The organism is Bacillus sp. V26, assembly GCF_034296245.1.
Lineage (GTDB): Bacteria > Bacillota > Bacilli > Bacillales > Bacillaceae > Bacillus > Bacillus halotolerans.
Genome location: NZ_JAXKQF010000002.1, coordinates 319,666 through 341,599 on the forward strand (window position 1 = coordinate 319,666; position 21,934 = coordinate 341,599).

26 protein-coding genes and 1 pseudogene are annotated in these 21,934 nt (G+C 41.0%); 16 read left to right on the plus strand and 11 right to left on the minus strand.

What is annotated here, in order from left to right:
* Positions 1–186: 186 nt before the first annotated feature.
* A complete protein-coding gene (locus UJ203_RS08925) occupies positions 187–582 on the minus strand; it encodes a hypothetical protein (protein ID WP_322010040.1) in 396 nt (131 codons plus the stop codon).
* Between the two features lie 281 nt (positions 583–863).
* On the opposite strand from UJ203_RS08925, the gene UJ203_RS08930 reads away from it, so the two are divergent.
* The 7 genes and pseudogenes from UJ203_RS08930 (at position 864) to UJ203_RS08960 (ending at position 6,009) form a co-directional block, all read left to right on the plus strand.
* Positions 864–1,304, plus strand: a complete 441-nt coding sequence (locus UJ203_RS08930; protein WP_024120995.1) for a DUF805 domain-containing protein — start codon at positions 864–866, stop codon at positions 1,302–1,304.
* A gap of 347 nt (positions 1,305–1,651) precedes the next feature.
* Positions 1,652–1,918 (plus strand): hypothetical protein, encoded by a 267-nt coding sequence (locus UJ203_RS08935; RefSeq protein WP_095713541.1) that lies wholly within the window; start codon positions 1,652–1,654, stop codon positions 1,916–1,918.
* Between the two features lie 335 nt (positions 1,919–2,253).
* A complete protein-coding gene (locus tag UJ203_RS08940) occupies positions 2,254–2,973 on the plus strand; it encodes an NPP1 family protein (RefSeq protein ID WP_322010045.1) in 720 nt (239 codons plus the stop codon).
* 338 nt (positions 2,974–3,311) lie between these two features.
* Positions 3,312–4,148, plus strand: a complete 837-nt coding sequence (gene csn, locus UJ203_RS08945; protein WP_322010046.1) for a chitosanase — start codon at positions 3,312–3,314, stop codon at positions 4,146–4,148.
* A gap of 514 nt (positions 4,149–4,662) precedes the next feature.
* Positions 4,663–4,785 (plus strand): hypothetical protein, encoded by a 123-nt coding sequence (locus UJ203_RS08950; protein WP_059292995.1) that lies wholly within the window; start codon positions 4,663–4,665, stop codon positions 4,783–4,785.
* A 90-nt stretch (positions 4,786–4,875) separates the two neighbouring features.
* A complete protein-coding gene (locus UJ203_RS08955; RefSeq protein ID WP_024121001.1) occupies positions 4,876–5,163 on the plus strand; it encodes a YozQ family protein in 288 nt (95 codons plus the stop codon).
* 433 nt (positions 5,164–5,596) lie between these two features.
* Positions 5,597–6,009: pseudogene (locus UJ203_RS08960) on the plus strand (YjdF family protein).
* A 50-nt stretch (positions 6,010–6,059) separates the two neighbouring features.
* On the opposite strand, the gene UJ203_RS08965 reads toward UJ203_RS08960, so the two are convergent.
* Both UJ203_RS08965 and UJ203_RS08970 read right to left on the minus strand, forming a co-directional pair.
* Positions 6,060–6,566, minus strand: a complete 507-nt coding sequence (locus UJ203_RS08965; protein WP_105990618.1) for a GNAT family N-acetyltransferase — start codon at positions 6,564–6,566, stop codon at positions 6,060–6,062.
* 369 nt (positions 6,567–6,935) lie between these two features.
* On the minus strand, positions 6,936–7,802 hold the full coding sequence (locus UJ203_RS08970; protein ID WP_322010053.1) for a LysR family transcriptional regulator: 867 nt from the start codon (positions 7,800–7,802) through the stop codon (positions 6,936–6,938).
* Between the two features lie 128 nt (positions 7,803–7,930).
* Here UJ203_RS08970 and UJ203_RS08975 point away from each other — a divergent pair, with 128 nt between their 5' ends.
* The 3 genes from UJ203_RS08975 (at position 7,931) to UJ203_RS08985 (ending at position 9,957) form a co-directional block, all read left to right on the plus strand.
* A complete protein-coding gene (locus UJ203_RS08975) occupies positions 7,931–8,902 on the plus strand; it encodes a DMT family transporter (RefSeq protein WP_322010056.1) in 972 nt (323 codons plus the stop codon).
* 17 nt (positions 8,903–8,919) lie between these two features.
* Complete coding sequence (locus tag UJ203_RS08980) at positions 8,920–9,063, plus strand: YrzO family protein (RefSeq protein WP_024121008.1); 144 nt, start codon at positions 8,920–8,922, stop codon at positions 9,061–9,063.
* A gap of 126 nt (positions 9,064–9,189) precedes the next feature.
* The gene (locus UJ203_RS08985; RefSeq protein ID WP_322010057.1) at positions 9,190–9,957 is read left to right on the plus strand and encodes a MerR family transcriptional regulator; all 768 of its coding nucleotides are present in this window, start codon (positions 9,190–9,192) and stop codon (positions 9,955–9,957) included.
* Positions 9,958–10,139: 182 nt separating this feature from the next.
* On the opposite strand, the gene UJ203_RS08990 is transcribed toward UJ203_RS08985, so the two are convergent.
* Complete coding sequence (locus UJ203_RS08990) at positions 10,140–10,334, minus strand: DUF4177 domain-containing protein (protein WP_024121010.1); 195 nt, start codon at positions 10,332–10,334, stop codon at positions 10,140–10,142.
* Positions 10,335–10,661: 327 nt separating this feature from the next.
* Positions 10,662–10,970 carry a YjdJ family protein gene (locus UJ203_RS08995; RefSeq protein WP_322010058.1) on the minus strand — a complete coding sequence of 103 codons (309 nt, stop codon included), beginning with the start codon at positions 10,968–10,970 and terminating at the stop codon, positions 10,662–10,664.
* A gap of 351 nt (positions 10,971–11,321) precedes the next feature.
* Between UJ203_RS08995 and UJ203_RS09000 the strand changes: the two genes are divergently transcribed.
* Positions 11,322–11,444 carry a hypothetical protein gene (locus UJ203_RS09000; RefSeq protein WP_255238331.1) on the plus strand — a complete coding sequence of 41 codons (123 nt, stop codon included), beginning with the start codon at positions 11,322–11,324 and terminating at the stop codon, positions 11,442–11,444.
* A gap of 23 nt (positions 11,445–11,467) precedes the next feature.
* Here UJ203_RS09000 and cyoE read toward each other — a convergent pair whose 3' ends face one another.
* Both cyoE and UJ203_RS09010 read right to left on the minus strand, forming a co-directional pair.
* Positions 11,468–12,457 carry a heme o synthase gene (cyoE, locus tag UJ203_RS09005; protein ID WP_322010632.1) on the minus strand — a complete coding sequence of 330 codons (990 nt, stop codon included), beginning with the start codon at positions 12,455–12,457 and terminating at the stop codon, positions 11,468–11,470.
* A gap of 124 nt (positions 12,458–12,581) precedes the next feature.
* Positions 12,582–12,818 (minus strand): hypothetical protein, encoded by a 237-nt coding sequence (locus tag UJ203_RS09010; RefSeq protein ID WP_024121014.1) that lies wholly within the window; start codon positions 12,816–12,818, stop codon positions 12,582–12,584.
* A 276-nt stretch (positions 12,819–13,094) separates the two neighbouring features.
* Between UJ203_RS09010 and UJ203_RS09015 the strand changes: the two genes are divergently transcribed.
* Positions 13,095–14,495 carry a polysaccharide deacetylase family protein gene (locus UJ203_RS09015; protein WP_305933935.1) on the plus strand — a complete coding sequence of 467 codons (1,401 nt, stop codon included), beginning with the start codon at positions 13,095–13,097 and terminating at the stop codon, positions 14,493–14,495.
* A gap of 50 nt (positions 14,496–14,545) precedes the next feature.
* Here the strand turns inward: UJ203_RS09015 and UJ203_RS09020 are convergent, their stop codons facing one another.
* Positions 14,546–15,019, minus strand: coding sequence for a YjfA family protein (locus UJ203_RS09020; RefSeq protein ID WP_198097811.1), 474 nt, complete (start codon positions 15,017–15,019; stop codon positions 14,546–14,548).
* 127 nt (positions 15,020–15,146) lie between these two features.
* A complete protein-coding gene (locus UJ203_RS09025; RefSeq protein ID WP_105953689.1) occupies positions 15,147–15,314 on the minus strand; it encodes a YjfB family protein in 168 nt (55 codons plus the stop codon).
* Positions 15,315–15,440: 126 nt separating this feature from the next.
* Between UJ203_RS09025 and UJ203_RS09030 the strand changes: the two genes are divergently transcribed.
* A complete protein-coding gene (locus tag UJ203_RS09030; protein WP_322010080.1) occupies positions 15,441–16,340 on the plus strand; it encodes a DUF2268 domain-containing protein in 900 nt (299 codons plus the stop codon).
* 14 nt (positions 16,341–16,354) lie between these two features.
* On the opposite strand, the gene UJ203_RS09035 is transcribed toward UJ203_RS09030, so the two are convergent.
* Complete coding sequence (locus UJ203_RS09035; RefSeq protein ID WP_322010092.1) at positions 16,355–16,747, minus strand: DUF2809 domain-containing protein; 393 nt, start codon at positions 16,745–16,747, stop codon at positions 16,355–16,357.
* A 98-nt stretch (positions 16,748–16,845) separates the two neighbouring features.
* A complete protein-coding gene (locus tag UJ203_RS09040) occupies positions 16,846–17,412 on the minus strand; it encodes a YjgB family protein (RefSeq protein ID WP_322010094.1) in 567 nt (188 codons plus the stop codon).
* 146 nt (positions 17,413–17,558) lie between these two features.
* Here UJ203_RS09040 and fdhF point away from each other — a divergent pair, with 146 nt between their 5' ends.
* The 3 genes from fdhF (at position 17,559) to UJ203_RS09055 (ending at position 21,904) form a co-directional block, all read left to right on the plus strand.
* Positions 17,559–20,516 carry a formate dehydrogenase subunit alpha gene (fdhF, locus tag UJ203_RS09045; protein WP_322010096.1) on the plus strand — a complete coding sequence of 986 codons (2,958 nt, stop codon included), beginning with the start codon at positions 17,559–17,561 and terminating at the stop codon, positions 20,514–20,516.
* Complete coding sequence (locus UJ203_RS09050; RefSeq protein WP_202852849.1) at positions 20,509–21,069, plus strand: DUF1641 domain-containing protein; 561 nt, start codon at positions 20,509–20,511, stop codon at positions 21,067–21,069. The genes fdhF and UJ203_RS09050 overlap by 8 nt, the downstream gene beginning before the upstream one ends.
* Positions 21,070–21,265: 196 nt before the next feature.
* Positions 21,266–21,904, plus strand: a complete 639-nt coding sequence (locus UJ203_RS09055) for a DUF4352 domain-containing protein (RefSeq protein WP_322010100.1) — start codon at positions 21,266–21,268, stop codon at positions 21,902–21,904.
* Positions 21,905–21,934 lie beyond the last annotated feature (30 nt).

A 21,934-nucleotide genomic window follows, 5' to 3' on the forward strand; every position in this document is an offset into this window, starting at 1 on the left:
TTTTTATCAGAAATTCTTGTTAGAAAACCCTATAAAATAAGGTTTTTAAAATAAAACGTCAGTTCGTATCGGCATATAGTCCCTACCTTGACAAGGGAGAGGCCCCTGGTTCGAACCCAGGCGGAATCATACACGAAAAACGGCAGGAAACGCTGATAAAGGCGTTCCTGCCGTTTTTGTTTTGTGTTATCTTTTCGCAATGAGATAAAGTGATAGGGCTCTTTGGGTTTGAAGAGGATTATGAATCGTAATCACCCACTGGTTCCTTCTCCTCGGAAAACTGCCTATTGCATACATTGGAGCATAATCACGTGGAGTAAACCCGCCATTTATTACCTTTATATCTCTTCCTTCAAGATAACAAACAAGGTATTCACCGGGATCTATGACCTGTTGGTTAGTCCATGCGTAAGAATAAAAGCCGTCTCCGAGATCCTCGGTGGAAGATGGCGGTATAAAGCCATCTACATTCAATGTTATTTCTCTTCTTCGCTGTCTTTCTGAAAAGTCTTGATTTCTTTGCGTGTGATGAGCAGGTGGTAAGTGAGGAATTAACACAGGAACATAAAAGTAATGATACAAAGCAACCACTCCTTCGTTTACATTCATACAAAGTGTATGTTGGCGTAGTTCGTTAATTCCTGTTTTGTTGTAAGTTGACTTAGAATGGAACTAAAGGAGTAAGGACAATCAGCTTGTCCATTTTTGTTTTACGACTGCCTTCATTTTTTTATAGCAAGTTCTTTGATAATGAGGTCTTTTTGCCATTGACTAGTTTTATAGCTCTCCTGTTTTTAATCATTTTTATGATATAATGGATATGTTTTGCATTAATCTATAGTGTTGGTAACGGAGGAAATGATATGAAGTGGTATTGGAATGGCTTAAAGAATTACGTCAATTTTGAAGGGAGAGCTCGGCGAAAGGAATATTGGATGTTTCATCTCTTTAATGGCATCATTTGTTTTATTTTATTACTGCTATCATTAATACTAGTTGGATTATTAACATCAGGCCCATTGGCGGCAGAAGGATATGCCGGTTCTCAAGTAGGATATGTAATTGGATATGGCGGGGGATTACTGGCATATATTCTGATCTTTCTTTATCAGTTAGCTGTTTTTCTTCCGTCTCTTGCTCTCAGTATCCGCAGATTGCATGATATCGGCAAAAGTGGCTGGTGGATATTTATAGGCTTTATTCCGGTGGTCGGTCCTATTATTATGCTGATCTTTAACTGCCAAGATAGTGAAACAATAGAGAATCAATATGGAGCAAATCCTAAGATTATAAATGAATCGTAAATTGCGCCCCAATTGTTAGACAATGAGTTTAGCGATTGGGGTGTTTTTTTATAGCCTGAAGAACTCATAAGGAAACTACATATTTAAGATAGAGAACAACTTTTAAAGAATTTTGTGCTGCAGGATATCGGCATGAATGATCTTACATTATTTGGTTTAACATGGTTAACTGCATATTGAATAGTTATTCCTTTTTCTTCTTAACCACTTTCTAAGCACCTTTGTTTATAGTTTTCGCAAAGGATTGAATTAATATGCTGATCAAGAAGACATTTAAGAATGGAACGAATCAAAGTGAACTTAATGGACAAACTTATATGGATTAAAAAGAAGAGAGGAGGGTGGAAATGAGTAAAAAATGGCTGCAAATAATAACTGCGTTATGTCTATCCACTTTTATATTAATGGGCTGTAATAATGATCAAAATAATAATGATCAAGATAACAATACTCCAGATGTTGAGGAGAACGAACAGGATAATAATGGTAACAATGCGCCGGGTGTTGATGAGGACGATACGATCAATAAAGATGATGAAAAAGATAATGAGACTGATCCCGAAGATCCGGTTGAGGATAATGAAGATGCCGATAAAGATAAAAAAGATGAGTAAGGAAACAGCACATCACCATTGTTTGCAGAAGAACCGACTCTTCGTGCAGAGAAGTTTTATAACTCTTTTCCAAGCGTTCTGCTGGCGGTGCTACAGACGAAAAATGTGCTTGAAAGGCTCTAAAATGACAAAAAGCTCTGTCCTTAGTGGATGGGGCTTATTGTGTGTTTTTGACACGTTTTTGAAATGAATACGATTTACTGAATTTAAAACATAAGAAAAATTCAAATAATACTTTAGAAACAAAATGTGTGAAGTTTGTAAAAATGACATTGATTTCAACTCGAATTTTTGATAACTAATAATTGTCTATATTGTCAAAAGGAGTTGGAATCATGAACAAATTTTTCTTGGCTCTCTTTTTATCCGTTTTCGCTTCTGTCAGCATTGTTTCAACAGCAAATGCAGCAGTAATCGATCATGACAAGGTTGTCGGCTTTAAAGAGGTATCGCCTGCCACTGTTACTCAAAAAGCGGCGAAACGTTTTCAGCCATATTTGAAGGTTTATAGCGGGTGCGTGCCTTTTCCTGCAGTCGATGCACAAGGCAATACAAGTGGAGGTTTAGAGCCTACTGGAGCGCCTGAAGGACATTGCAGCAAAAATACTGGACAAGTATATTCGCGTTCTGCTTGGTACAATGGTGTTTGGGCAATTATGTATTCCTGGTATTTTCCAAAAGATGAAGCCTCTCCAAAATTAGGTCACAGACATGACTGGGAAGGAATCGTTGTATGGATTGATAATCCAGCAAATCAACATCCAAAAGTTTTATCCATTGCATATTCCGGACACGGAAAATTCACAAATGCAGCACCAAGTGGAAGCAACATGAGAAATCACCATCCTTTGATTGCATATGACAGCACTTGGCCGCTGAACCATGAATTATTTATGAGCGATGATGTAGTAGGCGGAACTCAACCGTTAATCGGATGGGATGATTTAACTCCTGCCGCAAGGAATGCATTACATACAGCAAATTTCGGTAAAGCAAATGTTCCTTTTAATGATAATAACTTTACCAGCAATTTAAAGAAAGCGTGGTTTAAATAAAAACATCTTGGTATTAGGAAGAGTCCTTACAAAGAAGGATTCTTTTTTTGACTTACAGTTTCTACGATAGCTGATTGGCAATGATTACTTTTAAAAATGGAACGAATGATAATAAGAGAAGTCCTTGTCGGAAAGCCTTTTCTCTCAAGAATCTCTCTGGGGTGAAAATGATGTCTGTTTTTTAGAATGAGAGGATAAGGTTCAGGCCGCAATCTATTTATCATTAAGAGTAGTAATTAAGATTCAAAATATTGACAAATCGATGTATTTTCAACAAAAGGGCAACCCCTTCATGTATACTGAGTCCGTAATTACAATATATAGAAAGGGGTAATAGAATGAAAATCAGTTTGGAGAAAAAAGCAGGTTTCTGGAAGAAGGCAGCGATTTCATCATTTATGTTCACCATGTTTTTTACCCTGATGATGAGTGATACGGTTTTTGCGGCCGGACTGAACAAAGATCAAAAGCGCCGGGCGGAACAGCTGACCAGTATCTTTGAAAACGGTACGACGGAAATCCAATACGGATATGTGGAACCCTTGGGTGATGGAAGAGGCTATACATGCGGCCGGGCAGGCTTTACAACGGCTACCGGGGATGCATTGGAAGTAGTTGAAGTATACACAAAGGCAGTACCGAATAACAAACTGAAAAAGTATCTTCCTGAATTGCGCCGTCTGGCCGAAGAAGAAAGCGATGACATAAGCAACCTCAAGGGATTTGCTTCTGCCTGGCGTTCGCTTGGAAATGATAAAGATTTCCGTGCTGCCCAAGACAAGGTAAATGATCGCTTGTATTATCAGCCTGCCATGAAACGATCAGAGAATGCCGGATTGAAAACGGCACTGGCAAAAGCTGTGATGTACGATACAGTTATTCAGCATGGCGATGGTGATGACCCTGACTCTTTTTATGCCTTGATCAAACGCACGAACAAAAAGGCAGGCGGCTCACCTAAAGACGGAATAGATGAGAAGAAATGGTTAAATAAATTTCTGGACGTGCGTTATGACGACCTGATGAATCCAGCAGATCCGGACACCCGTGATGAGTGGAGAGAATCGGTTGCCCGTGTGGACGTGCTTCGCTCTATCGCCAAGTCGAATAACTACAATCTGAACGGACCGATCAATATCCATTCAGCAGAATACGGTGATTTCGTAATCAAATAAGCAGCAAGTGTAAAGAAACCGGCTGCACCCTTTGCGAATACACCCGCCGCTTTCATTAATATGGCGTGGTTTAAGGTATGAACCGATTGTGTGAATGTCATTACCATTACTTAGCCCTTCTCAGAGAGAAGGGTTTTTTTCAATCTAATCTGCTGTTCCAATTCAATGAAAAAAAACCAGATTTACTAGGCATGAATGTATCCGGTCCAACGGCAGTCACATCAGCAATTAGGCTTAATACATAATTCTAGACTTGTTTTTTATGCTGGCTGATCCTCTATATAAAGGGTGTTTTTCTTACAGTAAACAGAACAGTTTCTGGCATATTACATTCTTTAAACTTATTGTGTTGGCTGAAAGATAAATTATGCTTTGGCAGATACAGAACTAATGACGAATGGTCACTCTTAAGAGTTTTTTTGTTATTGGTCAAAAGGGGTGAATGAATGCCTGCTCAAAAGACAGAATAAGGGGGAAGCTGATATTCCAATGTTTTCAGAAAAGAGGTGAAAGCATGACTAAAAAAGGGATTCAAAATTCAAGTATTGAACAAATAAGAAATGATCATGAGACTGAAACAGCATTCAAAGCAGATGACCCTAAAAAACATGGCACAGGTTCAAAGAGGACCAAATAAGTTTTGTTTCAATGGAAAGCCTGATATCAAGATCTGGGCCAATTGTTTTTGGCCTGTCATATTGATTGATAAGGAATGGGAGTGGATGATGTGACTCAAAAAAATGGAGCAGACAGACCTGATGATTATAAAAGATTTTCTGAAATTGACAAGGACTTTGATTTTAATCAAAATGGCGATCCTAAGTCAGAGACATTAGGCAAGAACGAACAAACCAATAACAAAGAAGAAGCAAACGAAAATATGGATGTCGCAGGAAGATATTTTGAACCGTCAGATTACAAAGGAACCACACAATTGGAACAGGGTTTGGCTGAAACGCATGAACAAGTCAGTGATGACTATTTTGAGGGAACCATCGACCAAAACTTGGACTAACAATCAAGCGGAGCTGACTCGAATGAACTTGAGTTAGTTCCGTTTTCAGTACAAAGATGAAACTGGTTCGGCAGAAGCTGCTTTCATAAAGGGGCATGCAAATAATGGGATCCTCGCTTTTGCGAAACAAAAGGAAACCGTAGCTTGATATTCTATTGAAAGAAGAGAATGCAATTCTATTTAATTTTTTTCAGTCTTCTTTGGTTTCCTTGATTTTGAATAGAGAAAAAAAGGTCCAAGCTGATGTATGACTTATTCTTGAAGTATGCTCTCAATATCTTTTCTCTAAAGGGAAAAATTGATAAAATTTATGCGGAAGAATGAAAAAACACGATTCGGTTGGTAGTCCGAATGCATTTTTATCATGTCAGTAACCTTCCCCTCCTCGGGATGTCCATCATTCTTTCATCATTTAAAAGAGGGGGGAATCGTTATGAAATTAACGATTTACTACAATGGTCAGTTTTGGGTAGGAGTTATTGAGGTTGTGAAAAACGGAAAACTAAAGGCCTCTCAGCATTTGTTTGGAAAAGAGCCGAAGGATTCTGAAGTATTAGATTTTGTTAATAGACAACTCTTAAAGACTCTGTCCCAGTCTGAGCAGGAAGGAGTTAGTGTAAAGGCCCAAGATCAGAAAAAGATAAATCCGAAAAGATTGCAACGTCAGGTTTCGAAGGAATTGAAACGTGCCGGAGCATCCTTAAAGGCACAGGATGCGATGAAACAAGAGTTGGAAGCGAAGAAGCAAAAGAAAAAACATATAACGAAAGAACAAAGAGAAAAAAGAAAAGAACAAAAGTATCTCATCAGAAAGCAAAAAGCTAAAAAAAGCATAGAGGAAAATAGCTTGAAAAAGCAGGCATAGAGCCTGCTTTCTTATAAGTGAAGTATATGTTTTACACTTTAGCGTATCTCCAATGGATAAAGTCTTTTTCTTCACGGTCCAGTTTAAACCCTAACTTCTTCAAAATATGCTGTGATCCCATATTGCCATGTTCACATCTTGCCGCAATACAGTTAACATTCTCTTCGCTTAATGCCCAGTTGATTAACTTTTGAGCAGCCTCAAAACAATAACCTTTACGGCGGTGACTTTTATTTGTTGCAAAACCGATTTCAACCATGCCATCCGTATCAGGGTCGCCTAAAAACCCAGTTCCTCCGACAATTTCATAATCATCCTTCTTTAAAATGATCCATGAATCAAATCCTCTTGTTCCTTTATTTTTGATTAAAATCTCGCGGAAATAAGGAATTGCTTCAAAAAAATCGGAGTTTGGCCATTCCCCATTTGTTTTATAACCCAGGTCTATAATAGCCTGATGATCCAGTTTAGATGCAGCGTCTAGCAGGTTAACATCAATCGTTTTTAATAGTAACCGATCCGTTTCAAGGAGAACCATCTCTTTAGCCTCTCTTCTATTTGATATCCATACATGTGATTCTTTTTATGTTCATTTACCATGAATCGAGAATTAATTGTCCTCTCTATAACAAGTTTGTCACAATGCATATTCATTACTTTCTCTCTCTATAACGTATCCGTAATATGTGCCGCACCAAAAAAATTCATGAACTTGATAACAGAAAAAAATGATAAAGAAATCAGTATGATTTCAAAAGTAAGAATAACCGTCTGGGTCCAAATAAACGGATGATAAGGAGTAAAGGGGGAGCAGAGATGATGCCTGCTCTTTATTATGAAAAGATATTTGCAGCTAACAGGAATATGCATAAGTTTGGCGGTGAGAACAAAGCAGTAGCAGACTCCCTTAAGACATACTCATCCTTTGATGCTCACTAATCGTCATCAGCAGGCTGCGCATCGAATTTGTCATGTAAGCGTCTTTGTGCCGAATAAAGATGGTTGAGATCATGCTATATTTCTCAGGCAGCGGGTGACAATAAACCTTACCAGCGGCTGAAAGATGTGTTATGGCAGATTCGGGTACGACTGTGATTCCAAGACCAAGCGCAACACTATTTAAAATGGTCTCTAGAATGTTAAACTCCAAAATTCTTTTTGGCAGTAAACCTTCATCTTTGAGCCAATGTTCCAGCCTGGAACGATATCCGCATCCTTGATTAGACACAAGGATCGGCGTCGTCATAAAATCCTCTATTTGAAACGTTTTATTTGCCGTTACTAGAGTAAGTTGTTCAGTATAGACATCATATTGTTCGAGAAATGAATGCTTAATTGGCCCTGATATAAAAGCCCCGTCTAATTCGTGGTTGGTTACCTTCTCAATAAGCTCCTCCGTTAAACCAGCCTGCAATGATAAATCCACGTTTGGATACTTTTTATAATAGGAGGCTAAGATGGTCGGCAGTATCCTCACTGTTTCCACTGTACCGATTTTTAATATTCCAGAGGGGATATCACTATCAAGAAAGACTTGTTTTAGCTCTTCAACATCTTTCAAGATTTTGTTAACGTATTCAAGCATTTTTCGGCCCTCAGGATTTAATGTTACCCCTTTTTTATGCCGATTGAAAAGAGGTGTTTTGAGTTCGTTTTCTAATTGCTTAATACGTGCTGTTACATTGGATTGTACATAGCTTAATTCCTTTGCAGCGCCGGTAATACTTTTGTGATGGGCAACGCTTTGGAAAATTTGTAAGTCTCGCAGTTCCATTTAGTATCCCTCCTTCATTTAAAATATCATTCTAAATGATGTTTTTCATCATTTTTATTCATTTTACATGATGTCATCCTTCTTTTTATAATTCTCATTGTCAATACAAGAAAAGGAGGGGAATGACAATGAAGAACGGTCAATTATTCATTGGTGTCCTCACATGTTTAGTAGCAAGTATGTCGTGGGGCGCAATGTTTCCAGTTGCAGATCATGCATTAGCATTTGTTGATCCATTTTATTTTTCAACTATTCGATATGGCGTGGTAGCAGTTATCTTAGTGATTTTATTATTGGTAAGGGAGGGGAAGAAATCATTTCGTTTAGAGGGTAAAGCAAAATTGCTCATTTTTTTTGGTGTAATGGCGTTTACTGTATACAACGTTTTTATTTTTTGGGGCCAAAGGTTGATGGGGGAGTCTGGAATCATGACTGCGTCTATTGCAGAGGCTCTTATGCCAATCATTTCTATTTTTATCCTGTGGGGATATAAACATGTGAAACCGAAAAAATATAAGATTATATCTATTATAATTGCTTTTTTTGGAGCCGCATTCGTTATTACCAAAGGCGATATGAGTTTCTTTTATACATTGAGAGATAACCTGTTTTCGCTAACCTTTATTTTAATGGGTGTTGTGGGATGGGTAATCTATACAATGGGGGGACAGCTATTTCAAGAATGGTCTACACTTCGCTATTCAACATTGACGTGTTTATTCGGTACAGCTGTAACAGGTATTCTAACAGCTGCGCTCACCGCTCAAGGATACGTGTCCATACCTAGTATAAATGTGATTGCTGAAATTAAGTATGACTTAATATTTATGATTACTTTACCAGGTATCGTAGCTCTCCTTAGCTGGAACTATGGTGTTAAAATTTTATCACCCATTAACGGGATTTTATTTATTAACTTTGTTCCCATTACTACATTGTTAATCATGATGATACAAGGATCTAAAATAACCACTTTTGATGTAGCAGGAACACTGCTTGTCATGACAGCGCTTATTCTAAATAACATTTTTCAGCGTAAGGAAGATAAAAATGATAAGCAGTCTTTAAAAAATGAACAAACACAGTTGACTATCTCTTAAACGTTGGAGGATGCTATATGCTTGAAGGTTTATTGTTTTTCATTTCGGCTGGCATTGTCTGTGAACTAGCAGCAATTAATCGAAATGGCCGCAAAAATATAAAACAGCAGGAGGAGTTCAATCAACTTTTAAAAGAACTTCTTAATAGAGACATCAAATAAGTTTCGGTATATGACATGTTGCAGATAAATCATCTCCTTGAAACATTCAAGGAGATCTTTTTTTAAAAAGCTTTGACATTCACGTTACGTCAAAGTGTACGGTTAATGTATAAGGAGGGAGAAGAAATGGAATATACCGTTCAGAAGTTAGCCAAATTAGCGGGAGTCAGCACAAGAACGCTTAGGTATTATGATGAGATTAACCTTTTAAAGCCAGCACGGATTAATTCATCAGGATACCGAATTTATGGGGAAAAAGAAATCAACGAATTACAGCACATTTTATTTTATCGAGAGTTAGGTTTCCAATTAGAGGAGATAAAAAAATTAATCTTTTCCCCATCTTTCAATCGTCATAAAGCATTAAAGGATCATCATGCAGAGCTTCTAGAAGAAAGAGCCCGGATTGATAGCCTTATACAAAATGTAGAGAAAACAATTCATGCAGAGGAGAGAAATGAAAAGATGAGAGATGAAGAGAAATTTACAGGATTTAAAAAAGAGCTTGTGGAAGAAAACGAGAGGAAATACGGAGCGGAAATACGCCAAAAGTATGGAGAAGAAGCGGTGGAAGAAACTAACCAAAAAGTGTTGAATATGACAAAGGAGCAATATGAAGAGCTGACCGCTACAGAAAAAGAAATGTTTGAAAAACTTAAAAAAGCATTTGAAGAAGGAGATCCAAAAAGTGAAGACGCCTTGAAAGCGGCGGAATTGCACAAAAAATGGCTTCTTTATCATTGGAGCGACTACAGCAAAGAAGCTCATGCAGGTCTAGGGGAGATGTATGTATCAGATGAGCGCTTTAAGCGATATTACGATCAACATGGTGAGGGATTAGCTGAATTTCTAAGACAGGTGATCTATGTGTATACTGGGAAAGTAAATGATTAAGCATCGAACTGATGCATGGACTTTATCGAGCGAAAACGAAAGCGAAGTTTGAAGCACGATTGAAAAAACTAGAGTATTTCTTTGTCATGAAGGGTCAAAAAAGCTTACTAATTGTAAGCTTTTTATGATTTGTCATTTATAAATATAAGTTACTCAATGATAAGAATGCTTAGCCATAAAGACTAAGCATCTTCCACATCTCTTTCAAATATCATTTCAAAATAAGCAGCTGCTCCATACCCGTCTATACTAGGGGCGAAAATCTGAATAAACTTCCATCCTCTTTGAGCATAGTCACGAATGATTTGTTGGTAGTCTTCTTTGGGTCTTCTTCTCATGGTACTAAGTTCGACTCTAACGAATTCATACTCTTTCATCATGTGATACCTCCTGTAAGGTTATACGAAAGAGCGAGAGAAAAGTTCCGAAAGATGGAAAAACAAAAGGTGAAACCGAAAGTAACCAATGAGGCAAGAACATTCAAGTTCGGATCATACAAACGCAGTTCTGATTGACCATACGAATATAGAGAAGATGTAAATCGCGCACCTAATCGTGGAATGCTTAGAAATCAAGTACGCGGAGCGAGCTACGCCTTGCCATATCCTTTAGATGAACTGGTGATTAAAGAAAAAAGAGGGGGAGGATCATAACGGTGCTCCTTTTATGGTATTTCAATGGGGCATGTGGTAATGACATATTCTTTACCGAGCCGTGTGGCAATCGCGAATCAGCAAAAAAAGTGATAATAACACATATAAAAACGAACAGATCATCAGTATACTCATGACCGGATAGTGTTTCGCAGAGTATATGAAAAAGTCCAGCTGTGAAATATGTTTGGGGCTGGTGATGGTGTCAATGCCGTTAAGGAGCTTTGAAAATTTGGCTGTGTAATTCCAATCGAATTGATCTGAAACAAGCTCGCTTCCTTGATACCAATTGACAGCGGCTAAAAACAGAAAAGCCATGAATGAAAATCCAAGCTGAACAACTAAAACAATCCCTTTCATCGTACGCCTCCAAATCAATGAACATGAGAAAAGTAAATCATATATTACCATAATGTAGGGGGTTGGACAATTTTTTCTTTATTTCCGGATGGGGATAGCTGACAATGGAAAGGATCTTAATCTGTAATATATTCATATCTTAGAATGGAGAGCCAGTATGTATTTCATTGGAGTTTGGTTCAGCCTGGGCTGGTACTTTTTTGCTCTTTCGGCTTTTGCCGCTCTTAGCTATGTGTTATTTTGGATATTGGTGATCATATCCAGAAAGTGATGGTGTCCATGAACAAAGAAATCCTAAAAAACATACTCACTATTTTTTCAATATGTGCAGTCCTCCAGGAAACCGATGATATGAGTATTGCCCATAGCTGGATTTTGACTGAAATCGTCCGATTTTTGATTTGCGCGGCTGTGTTTATTATCCTGACTTTTCTATTAGAGACTGTTTTTCCAAACAAAAAAGAGTCACATTAATGTGTGGCTCTTTTTGCATAAAATCATCTGATTAAAAACATTACAAATGAATCAATCATCATGACAAAAAACAGCAAGCAAAAATAAATGAGTGAGTAGACAAACATATCCTTTGCCCACTTTACGTCATCGTCTGTTTTGAATCCTTGCATGCTTTTTTTGATCCATATACCTCCGAGAACCAAGGCAGTTAAAAAATAAAATGGGCTTATATGGCCGGTGCCGAGAGAAAAAGGAAATAATAGCGTGACCGGCACCAGGACAGCAATATATTGAATCATTTTTACTTTCGTTACATGATTTCCTTTTACAACAGGCAAGAGCGGGACACCAGCCGCCCGATATTCCTCTTTGCGTCTTATCCCAATAGCCCAAAAATGCGGGGGCTGCCACAGAAACATAATGGCATATAACATGACGGCGGTTACACTGATTTCTCCTGTGATGGCACAATAACCCATCAGCGGCGGAGCAGCTCCCGGAAAGCTTCCGACAAACGTGCTCCATACCGAGGCCCGTTTCACCCATACTGTATAGATGATGGCATAAAAAATAAAGGCGGCCAGTCCGAGAATTGCAGTTAAAGGGTTGAGGGAATACAGCATGGCAAGACCTGATATTCCTAAAACAGAGCCATACGTTAAGATCAAAGCCGGCGGCATTTTTCCTGTGACTGAGGCCCTGCTGCGGGTGCGCTCCATTTTTGCATCCATATGCCGATCAAAATAGTTGTTGTAGACAGTGCCGGAGGCCATGACGAACGCGGTTCCAAGCATTGCCGTTATCATTGTCATAAAAAAAGCGAGTCCTGTTAATGGTATTTCTGAGCTCACAAATGCGATCCAAAATCCGCCGAAGGCTGCTATCGAGTTTGATATGATAATGCCGGGTTTTGCAAGCTTTATAAAATCGTAAACGGATACCCGGTTCGAGGCTTTTATGTATTTTGTTTCAGAAATCGGAGCAGAAACTCTTGAATTATCCAAAAATAGACGCCTCCCCCAAAACTGTATGCTTTTGTTATCGTACCAAGAGCCCAGCCAGACCACAATGATTTCCTGTATTTGTCATGGCATTGTCAATTTTTATACAAAAAAAGGGGAGCTGGACTGCCCCCATTTCGGTAAACACCGCCTGCTATCTGTTGTATCCTCCATATCCGCCGCCGTATCCGCCGCCGTACCCGTACCAAGGGTAGTAAGGAGGGCGAGGGTAGTAGTAAGGCGGACGCGGATAAAACGGATAAAACGGTCTTGGGTAATAATAAGGCGGATAAAATGGCGGTCTAGGGCGCGGACGCGGGTAGTAATATGGCTGTCTTTCGTCAAAAGGTGAAACTTGCTCAAACTGATCGTAATTAACAGGAAATTCCAAGAGGGTTACCTCCCTAGCATTTTTTATTCTGTTTACCTTATTCCTGATATGAGAAATGGGTGTATGTCCATCGACCAAATTGTTTTTTTAAATTGAGTAAATCCTCAGAAAGGGATTGACAAGAACTTCTAAATCTCCTATTATTACAAAAGTGAAATAAATGTTACTTTAATGTTACAAAAATATTTCTAATTGAGTACGAATGAGCATAAAGAACATCATCTGAATCTTTTGATGGGATATAAATCGAAGTGATTACGAAAGAAGGAGTTTGTGTTGTTGGCGAGAAGAATCAAATGGTTTCAAGTATTATTAGCAGTTGTTTGTGCGGCAGGGCTTATTGGCTTTTGCCATAATACATCAAAAAAAGAAACGGTCATGAATCAGGTGAAAACCGATTCTCAGTATGGAGATGTGGAGATCGCAACGCTTGTGAATGACGGGAAAACCTTCAATTACGCGGTCAACTACCCTGTCTTTAAAAATAAAAAAATGGATGCGGCATTAAAGAGTTTCGCAGAGAAAGAGGTTCGCCAATTTCAGAAGGAAACGAAAGATGCTGACCAGGAGCATACAAAAAAGCGCAATGAACTCAACATCGATTATGAAATTGTTCATTATGCCAAGCAGACAGCGGCAGTGGTCTTTAATGAATATAAATACATAGGCGGCGCGCATGGACAAACCGTAAAAAAAACATTTAACTTTGATTTTAGCAAGGAAGCCTTTCTTTCTATTGATGATATTTTCAAAAGGGACTCTGATTATTTACAAAAGCTTTCGCTGATCGCTTATCATGAGCTTAAAAAGAATAAGGACATTGCAGCGGACGACGAATTGTTAAAAGAAGGAACTGCACCGGCAAAAGAAAATTTCAGCCGTTTTGCCGTCAAGGAAGATTATATCGAGTTTTATTTTGATACATATCAAGTCGCTGCGGGCTATCTTGGAGAGCAGTCGATTGCGATTAAGAAAAATCTTTTAAAAGATATATTGAAAGAACAATATATTGATAAAGCGAAAAACAAAAATAAAATCAAAGAACAAAAACCGAAGCACGAAGTCATTTCATTACCCAAGGAAGAAACAGTTGATCCGAATAAAAAAGTCATTGCGCTTACTTTCGACGACGGCCCGAATCCTGCGACAACAAATCAGATTCTGGACTCCTTGAAGAAATATGAAGGGCATGCAACGTTTTTTGTGCTGGGCAGCAGGGTTCAATATTATCCGGAAACGTTAAAAAGAATGCTGAAAGAAGGAAATGAAGTGGGGAACCACTCATGGAGCCATCCGCTTCTCACAAGGCTTTCAGTGAAAGAGGCTGTAAAGCAGATCAATGACACGCAGGACATGATTGAAAAAATAAGCGGGTATCGTCCGACGCTTGTGCGTCCTCCATATGGCGGCATTAATGATGAACTGCGCAGCAAGCTGAAAATGGATGTCGCGTTATGGGACATTGATCCGGAAGATTGGAAAGACCGAAATAAAAATACAATTGTCAACCGAGTCATGAGCCACGCGGCTGACGGAAAGACGATTTTAATTCACGATATTTACGGCACTTCTGCTGATGCTGCCGATGAGATTATCAAAAGACTGACCGATCAAGGCTATCAATTGGTGACGGTCACTCAGCTTGAAGAGGTAAAAAAACAAAGGGAAGCGAAATAAATGTGGAAAGGCTGTCGCGGGAAATGCCCGTTGGACAGCCTTTTTTCTTTTTAATAAGAGCCTGTGGTTGCCCATACATTCAGGTTGGGGCCTGAATATTTACCGAAAGCGTAGGAGGTTCTCGGGTCTAAGTCATAGACCATAGGCGTATAACAAGATTTTTGGCCTGCCACCGCTTTGCCATTGCCGCCTGCAGAGTCACAGTTATATCTCTTTTTGTCTGTGTTCCGGGTTATTTCAGCGTTTGCTTCATAGCCTGTTGTCAAGGTGTTGTTCATCGTTATTTTTGCCCATGCCGTTTTGCATGTACTGCTGAACTTGAGCTCGACGACTCCGATGACTTGATTGTTTGCGTTCACTAAGTTAGAAGATTTTTTTGTGGTGGCGCTGGACGCACAATCATTGTAATAAGGGCTTTTTCCATCGTAGGCATGCGTTTCCGCATGAGCGGGTGCTCCCTTGATGGCAAAAATAAATACGAACGCGAACAACACCAAAGACACCTTTTTAACCATTCTTTTCATTTCTTCCTGACCCCCTTAAAATGACAAACAATAAATCATACGGAGGAAAGGCCAAAACATGCATGCTTTTTTGTGAAAAATAAAGGCGGCCGGGAGGATGGAGTACTTGGCCGCCTGGGGTGTGAAGCTAAGCTTTCAGGTCAATGGTTTGTCCGAGCGTCGGGTGCTGAATCAGCTTAAGGGTTTGGTCAGCATTTTGCTGGGCAGTGTCCAGCATCTTTTTCGTTAAAGCGATATCAACATTTTGGGCCAGATTTGCTTGATGCATGGCAACTGATAATGCAGGAATATCCATTGCTACACCTCCTATGCCTTACCTATCGGCGGCCGGCTTCGATTTTATAGGGCAGAAAGGCTTAATTTTTTCTGTTGACCCTTACGCTGCGGCATACCGTATATTTTTTTGTAAGGAGGGATTAGGATGAATATCGTAATAGAACAGACTTTTCAGCAATATGAAAAGCTGTTTTCGATGGAAGAACACGAAAGAGCGGACGAATTTCGGTATACGATGATGGGACCGTTTGAAAAAATGTGGAGCGCCATACGGGTTCCCCTAAAAGCGAAGACACCGAATGGATATGATGTAATCATGGCTGTAAAGATGCTTGGTTATTTGGATGTGTGTGATGCTGAAACCGGACAGAAAGCATTAAGAAAACTGCAGCAATTGCATATTGCCGAGACTGCTGAATCTGCGCTGCAGCAGTGTATACATTTTGCCGAGCGTGAAAAGCTGCGAGTAAATGCGGAAGAAATGAGGTTCGGGCTTTACATTGCTGATCCAAGCAAGCTGAAGCTGCAAAAAGGGTATTGTGGGTTTGGGGGAATTCCAGGCTTTATTCACGTTTGGATGTATCCGAACAGCTATAACCTTCTGAGGATTTCATCGATGATTGCCCATGAATTTCACCATAATCTGCGGTTTTCGTATTTTGATTTTCAGCGAGGTTCTGTGTCGGTCGGGGATTATCTTGTCATTGAAGGGCTGGCTGAGTCATTTGCGCGGGAGCTCTTTGGCGAAGAACAATTAGGCCCTTGGGTTACTCGCTTTGATCGGGACGATTTGCAATATTCCATTGAAGTCATAAAAGAGGTGATTGATGTAAAAGGCTTTTCGGAGGTGAGCCGTTACATGTTTGGAGATCAAATAGCGAAAGCGCAAGGCTTTGAGCCGGCGGGATTATCTGCTTTTGCCGGATATGCGGTTGGATATCATGCTGTTCAGTCTTTTATGAATAAACACCGGGTCGATATAAAGGAGGCCACACTCTTGGATACAGAGACGATTCTGTCTCAGTGCGGGCTGTTCTCGACATAAGAAAAAGCGTCACGTCAGCGGCGCTTTTTGATGTTTTGATGGATCAGCTCTATGAGTGTGCAGGTGACAATTCCCATCGTATAAGCTATGATATCGCTCCATAAAAATCCGTACCCCAGCACGAGGCCGCCGAGCGAAGTGTCCCTGATCCGGTCGATCCACTCAGCATGGTACAGCTGGCTGCATTCGATAATAACACAAAATAAAAGGCTGATAATTCCTGTTGTGATGGTTTTCATCGTCTGAAACAGAAAGCCGCAGCCCGTAAAAATCATTGCGGCCCACAGTGCATCTCCGAGATAGGCATTGACGATATCCGGGAGAAAACTGGAGAACGCTCTTGACCCCAGTCCCAACCCAATGATGAGGATTGTAAAGGCCGCATATATGAACCGTTTCCTACTCATTAATGATTGATACCTCTTCCCGTATTTTCCTCCCATGTATTGTAAGGAATCCATCCTCACTTTGTCCATAAAAAAAGCGGCTGGAGCCGCAAGTGCTTTTATCTTGCTCTTAGATTGACATGGTCGGCTGTCTGGTCTTTTCCAATGACGAAATGGAGCTCATAACGGCCTGTATCATAGATATAGTCGATTTCATCCGTGAATGGGACGGTTAAAATTCGGTCGGCGGGGCCAATTTGATCGCTCAGCACATCCGGTGTAACCCCTCCAAGATTCAGACGGCGTTCTACTCCGGTTCCAAAGTAACGGATTTCTGAAATGGTCATGTCTTTGTTATAGGAAAAGCCGTAGCCGGGATTTCCCATATTCCAGCTGTATAGATCAAACATATTGTTTCCTCCAGCCGGTCTTTCCGGTTCTCCCATCTTGGCATGGACATCCCCTTTTGTGCTTTTGTTAATCGTAAGACCTTGTACCTGCTGCGGCATTTCACCTGTAAAAGCGGTGTTATAAAGATTTTTTACAAGCTCAGCGGATGATGAGGTTGTTTCTTCAGCAGGCGGATTTGTCTGAGCGGCAGCTTTTGCCGGAATTGCCGTCCCAAAGCCACAAACAGTGCCTGACAGTGCTGCCGCCGCTGTTAATGCGGAAATGGTTTTCTTCATGGTTATCCCTCCCTTTTTGTCTATCATGACGTTTCCCGGTGTTCGTGCATTAAAACATTTGTATGCGCTCTGTATGTTTTAATCAGCACATGTAAGGGAACTGAAATGGGTAATTCGGTATATAAACGCAAGAAAGGGGAATGGAGATGGCGGACACAAAAAAAGTAACCATAAACGGCGTTGAGATGGAGACAGCCGGAGACCAGACGGTGCTGCAGCTTTTGAATAACAGTTCAATCGAAGTGCCGCAAGTATGCTATCATCCGAGCCTTGGGCCGATAGAAACATGTGATACGTGTATCGTCAGCATCAATGGTGAGCTGAAGAGATCGTGCTCAGCTGAAATAAAGGATGGCGATGTCATTGATACGCTTGCGTCTGACGTGAAAAAGGCACAGGTCATCGGGATGGATAAAATCTTATATAATCATGAGCTTTACTGTACAGTTTGCGATTACAACAATGGAGGATGCGAAATACATAATACGGTGAAGGAAATGAAAATCAATCACCAAAGCATCCCGTTTGATCAAAAGCCTTATCATAAGGATGAATCCCATCCGTTTTACCGGTATGATCCTGATCAATGTATTTTGTGCGGCCGCTGTGTCGAAGCATGCCAAGACGTACAGGTGACAGAAACACTGACGATTGACTGGGAGCGGGAACGCCCGCGCGTCATTTGGGATCATGACGTGCCGATTAACGAGTCGTCATGTGTGTCGTGCGGCCATTGCTCAACCGTATGTCCGTGCAACGCGATGATGGAAAAAGGAATGGAAGGGGAAGCGGGATATTTAACAGGCATCAATAACGAATCACTGCGCCCGATGATCGAGATTACGAAAGGCGTAGAGACAGGATACGGCTCAATTCTAGCCATTTCTGACATGGAATCTGCCATGCGTGATGAACGAATCAAAAAAACCAAAACCGTCTGCACCTATTGCGGTGTCGGCTGCAGTTTTGATGTTTGGACAAAAGGCAGAGATATTCTGAAAGTGGAGCCGCAGGAGGAGGCGCCTGCCAATGGCATTTCCACTTGTGTAAAAGGCAAGTTCGGCTGGGATTTTGTAAACAGCGAGGAGCGTCTGACAAAACCGCTCATCCGCGAAGGCGACCATTTCCGGGAAGCAGAGTGGGAGGAAGCCTTAACACTGATCGCAAGCAAGTTCACTGAATTGAAAGAAGAATGTGGCCCTGACTCACTTGCTTTTATCACGTCGTCTAAATGTACGAATGAAGAATCCTACCTGATGCAAAAGCTGGCCAGAGGGGTTATCGGCACAAATAATGTGGATAACTGTTCGCGCTATTGCCAGTCTCCGGCTACTGCCGGCCTGTTCCGGACAGTCGGATACGGCGGTGACTCAGGATCGATTACAGATATCGCCCAGGCAGATCTTGTTTTAATTATCGGTTCGAACACATCAGAGTCGCACCCGGTATTGTCTACCCGCATTAAACGGGCCCACAAGCTGAGAGGGCAGAAGGTTATCGTGGCTGATATCAGAAAACACGAAATGGCTGAGCATTCTGATCTATTTGTTCAGCCGCGTGCCGGATCAGATATCGTCTGGCTGAATGCCATCGCCAAATATCTGATTGAAAACGGCAAGGCAGATGAGCGCTTTTTGCAGGAAAGGGTCAACGGCCGGGATGAATACGTGAAAAGCCTTGCGCCGTACACACTTGAATATGCAGAGGAGAAAACCGGAATTGATAAACAAACCCTGATTCAAATGGCTGAAATGATTCATGAGGCTGACAGTGTGTGCGCGTTATGGGCCATGGGCGTGACACAGCACATTGGAGGCAGCGATACAAGCACTGCGATTTCAAATTTGCTGCTTGTTACAGGAAACTACGGAAAACCGGGGGCGGGTTCTTATCCATTACGCGGCCATAACAACGTGCAGGGAGCAAGTGACTTCGGAAGCATGCCAGACAGCCTGCCGGGCTATGAAAAAGTGAAGGATGAACAAGTCCGCAAGAAATACGAACAAGCCTGGGGTGTGCAGCTGCCGAAGGAGCCGGGCATGACCAACCATGAAATGATTGAAAAAATCCATTCCGGCCAGCTGAAAGCGATGTATGTAAAAGGGGAAGAAATGGGCCTTGTCGATTCTAATATCAATCATGTACACGCCGCATATGAAAAACTTGATTTCTTTGTTGTGCAGGACATTTTCCTATCTCGGACGGCAGAATTTGCAGATGTTGTTCTTCCTGCGAGCCCGAGCCTTGAAAAAGAAGGAACCTTTACAAACACTGAACGCCGTATTCAGCGTTTATACCAGGTATTTGAACCTATGGGTGAATCAAAGCCGGACTGGCAGATTATTATGGAGGTAGCGAATGAGCTTGGGGCCAATTGGAATTATGAGCATCCTTCCGACATTATGGAAGAAGCTGCAATGCTGTCACCAATTTATGCAGGAGTAACCTATGAACGTCTTGAGGGCTACAACTCCCTGCAATGGCCTGTAAGTGCTGATGGGAAGGATTCACCTTTACTCTTTACAGAACGCTTTCCTTTCCCGGATGGCAAAGCGATTCTTTATCCGGTTCAATGGACTGAGCCTGAGGAGTTCGGTGAGGAATATGACATCCATGTAAATAACGGCAGACTCTTGGAGCATTTCCATGAAGGAAACCTGACGTATAAATCAAAAGGCATTTCTGAAAAAACGCCGCATGTATTCTTAGAAATTTCTCCAGAGCTTGCGGCAGAACGGGGGATCCAGGACGGGACCCTTGTCAGACTCACGTCGCCTTTTGGAAACGTGAAGGTGAAATGCCTGATCACTGATCGTGTCAAAGGGAAGGAAGTGTATCTGCCAATGAACGATTCTGGGGAAGCGGCGATCAACCTGTTAACAGGCAGCCACGCGGACAAGGATACTGACACGCCTGCGTACAAAGAAACATCAGCGAAGATGGAAATCTTGAAGCAGGATGGAATCAATCCGCTGCCTAAAATCAATCACCGCAACGGAAATCCCCAGCCGCAAATCGGTGTGCAGGTTCATAAAAAATGGGCGCGGAAGGATTACATCTTCCCTGGCGATGCTGTGAAAAGGGGGACTGGGCACAATGGCTAAAGCGATTAAACGCATTCAGAAAGTACAGGTGACCGAAGAAGATCAGCGCAAACGTGATTTGGAAGAAATCGAAGATGCCTTAGTCGACAACAAAGAAGCCATTCTGGAGACCCTGCATATGCTGGGGCACATGAACGAACGGGGCGTGCTGCCTTTGCTCCGCGGCCTTTTTGGCCAAGGTGATAAAGTCCTTGACATCCTAGTAAAAAAGGCAGATACAGAGGAAACGGCCAATATGCTTAAAAACCTGCTCCTCTTGTTTGGAACGCTCGGCATGCTGGATGTCAAACAGCTGGAGCCGCTCATTTTGAAAGTGAATGCCGGTGTGGCGAACGCGGTAGAACAGAAGAACAGCGAAGAGAAAACAGGTTATTTTGATATCATCCGTTCGCTTAAAGACCCGGAAATCAACAAAGCGGTTACGCTGCTGTTCTCCTTTTTAAAAGGAATGGGACAAGATACAAAGGAGCTGGAACGCACAACTCAGCCTCCTGAACATCAAAAACATCATCAGGAACCCCGAGAGAAAAGGGGAATGGATAAGCGAGATTGACATCCGCCCGAGCCGGCTAATGCCAGCTCGGGTTTTTTGATGAAAAGGTCTAATGGACTAGCAAAAAATATTCAAATACTAGAAAAAAGTAAGTTTGTAATGAATGAGGCAGAAAAATTCACTACTTTCTTACCTGTTAAGAAAAGGGAAAATCGGATTATAATAGAAAACGATTACTTTAGATGGGGGAACAGTCGTGAAAAAAGTCTTATTACTATTATTTGTACTGACAATCGGGCTTGCGCTCTCCGCGTGCAGTCAATCGAGTGATGCGTCAGAGAAGGAAAAACCGAAAGAAAAAACGCAAGAAGAGCTTGAAAAGGAACTTGATAAGGAACTGAAAAAAGGCGGTGAGCCGAAGATTAAAAAAGATGATCAAATACATAAAATAGGAGAAACGTTTAAAGCGGGACATACGAATTTTACAGTGAATAAAGTTGATAGAGTGCAAAAAGGTGAATATTCGGAATTTGGAGGAGCTGTAGACTCGAAGCCAAAAACAATAAAAGATGATGAGGAACGGCTCATTATAGAAGTTACGATAGAAAACATAGAGAAAGATTCAATGCAATACAATTTTCTCGGGTTAGACTTAAAAGACAAGAAAAATCAATCAGTCCAGCCGGTTTTTTCAATAGAAGAGAAGGGCAGGATCCTGATGACAGGAACACTGACATCAGGGAAAAAGGTTACAGGTGTACTCAGTTATGTCATCCCTAAAGGAGAACAGAAACATTACACACTGGTATATAATCCGTTTTTAGCTGATACAAATAGCAGTAATACTGAAGAGAGAGTAAAGGACGATATTGATTATTTGGTGAAATTAGATTAGAACTTGATTTACAGCTGCACGTTTTTCATT

Coding starts and splice junctions, on each gene's coding strand:
- UJ203_RS08970 (WP_322010053.1), bottom strand. CDS start 7,802: ATGGAACTGCGAGACTTACAAATTTTCCAAAGCGTTGCCCATCACAAA.
- UJ203_RS09000 (WP_255238331.1), top strand. CDS start 11,322: ATGAGTATTGCCCATAGCTGGATTTTGACTGAAATCGTCCGATTTTTG.
- UJ203_RS08990 (WP_024121010.1), bottom strand. CDS start 10,334: ATGAAAGAGTATGAATTCGTTAGAGTCGAACTTAGTACCATGAGAAGA.
- UJ203_RS08965 (WP_105990618.1), bottom strand. CDS start 6,566: ATGGTTCTCCTTGAAACGGATCGGTTACTATTAAAAACGATTGATGTT.
- UJ203_RS09020 (WP_198097811.1), bottom strand. CDS start 15,019: ATGAAAAGAATGGTTAAAAAGGTGTCTTTGGTGTTGTTCGCGTTCGTA.
- UJ203_RS08975 (WP_322010056.1), top strand. CDS start 7,931: ATGAAGAACGGTCAATTATTCATTGGTGTCCTCACATGTTTAGTAGCA.
- csn (WP_322010046.1), top strand. CDS start 3,312: ATGAAAATCAGTTTGGAGAAAAAAGCAGGTTTCTGGAAGAAGGCAGCG.
- UJ203_RS09050 (WP_202852849.1), top strand. CDS start 20,509: ATGGCTAAAGCGATTAAACGCATTCAGAAAGTACAGGTGACCGAAGAA.
- fdhF (WP_322010096.1), top strand. CDS start 17,559: ATGGCGGACACAAAAAAAGTAACCATAAACGGCGTTGAGATGGAGACA.
- UJ203_RS09025 (WP_105953689.1), bottom strand. CDS start 15,314: ATGGATATTCCTGCATTATCAGTTGCCATGCATCAAGCAAATCTGGCC.
- UJ203_RS08935 (WP_095713541.1), top strand. CDS start 1,652: ATGAGTAAAAAATGGCTGCAAATAATAACTGCGTTATGTCTATCCACT.
- UJ203_RS08985 (WP_322010057.1), top strand. CDS start 9,190: ATGGAATATACCGTTCAGAAGTTAGCCAAATTAGCGGGAGTCAGCACA.
- UJ203_RS08950 (WP_059292995.1), top strand. CDS start 4,663: ATGACTAAAAAAGGGATTCAAAATTCAAGTATTGAACAAATAAGAAAT.
- UJ203_RS08995 (WP_322010058.1), bottom strand. CDS start 10,970: ATGAAAGGGATTGTTTTAGTTGTTCAGCTTGGATTTTCATTCATGGCT.
- UJ203_RS09035 (WP_322010092.1), bottom strand. CDS start 16,747: ATGAGTAGGAAACGGTTCATATATGCGGCCTTTACAATCCTCATCATT.
- UJ203_RS08930 (WP_024120995.1), top strand. CDS start 864: ATGAAGTGGTATTGGAATGGCTTAAAGAATTACGTCAATTTTGAAGGG.
- UJ203_RS08980 (WP_024121008.1), top strand. CDS start 8,920: ATGCTTGAAGGTTTATTGTTTTTCATTTCGGCTGGCATTGTCTGTGAA.
- UJ203_RS09030 (WP_322010080.1), top strand. CDS start 15,441: ATGAATATCGTAATAGAACAGACTTTTCAGCAATATGAAAAGCTGTTT.
- UJ203_RS08940 (WP_322010045.1), top strand. CDS start 2,254: ATGAACAAATTTTTCTTGGCTCTCTTTTTATCCGTTTTCGCTTCTGTC.
- UJ203_RS09040 (WP_322010094.1), bottom strand. CDS start 17,412: ATGAAGAAAACCATTTCCGCATTAACAGCGGCGGCAGCACTGTCAGGC.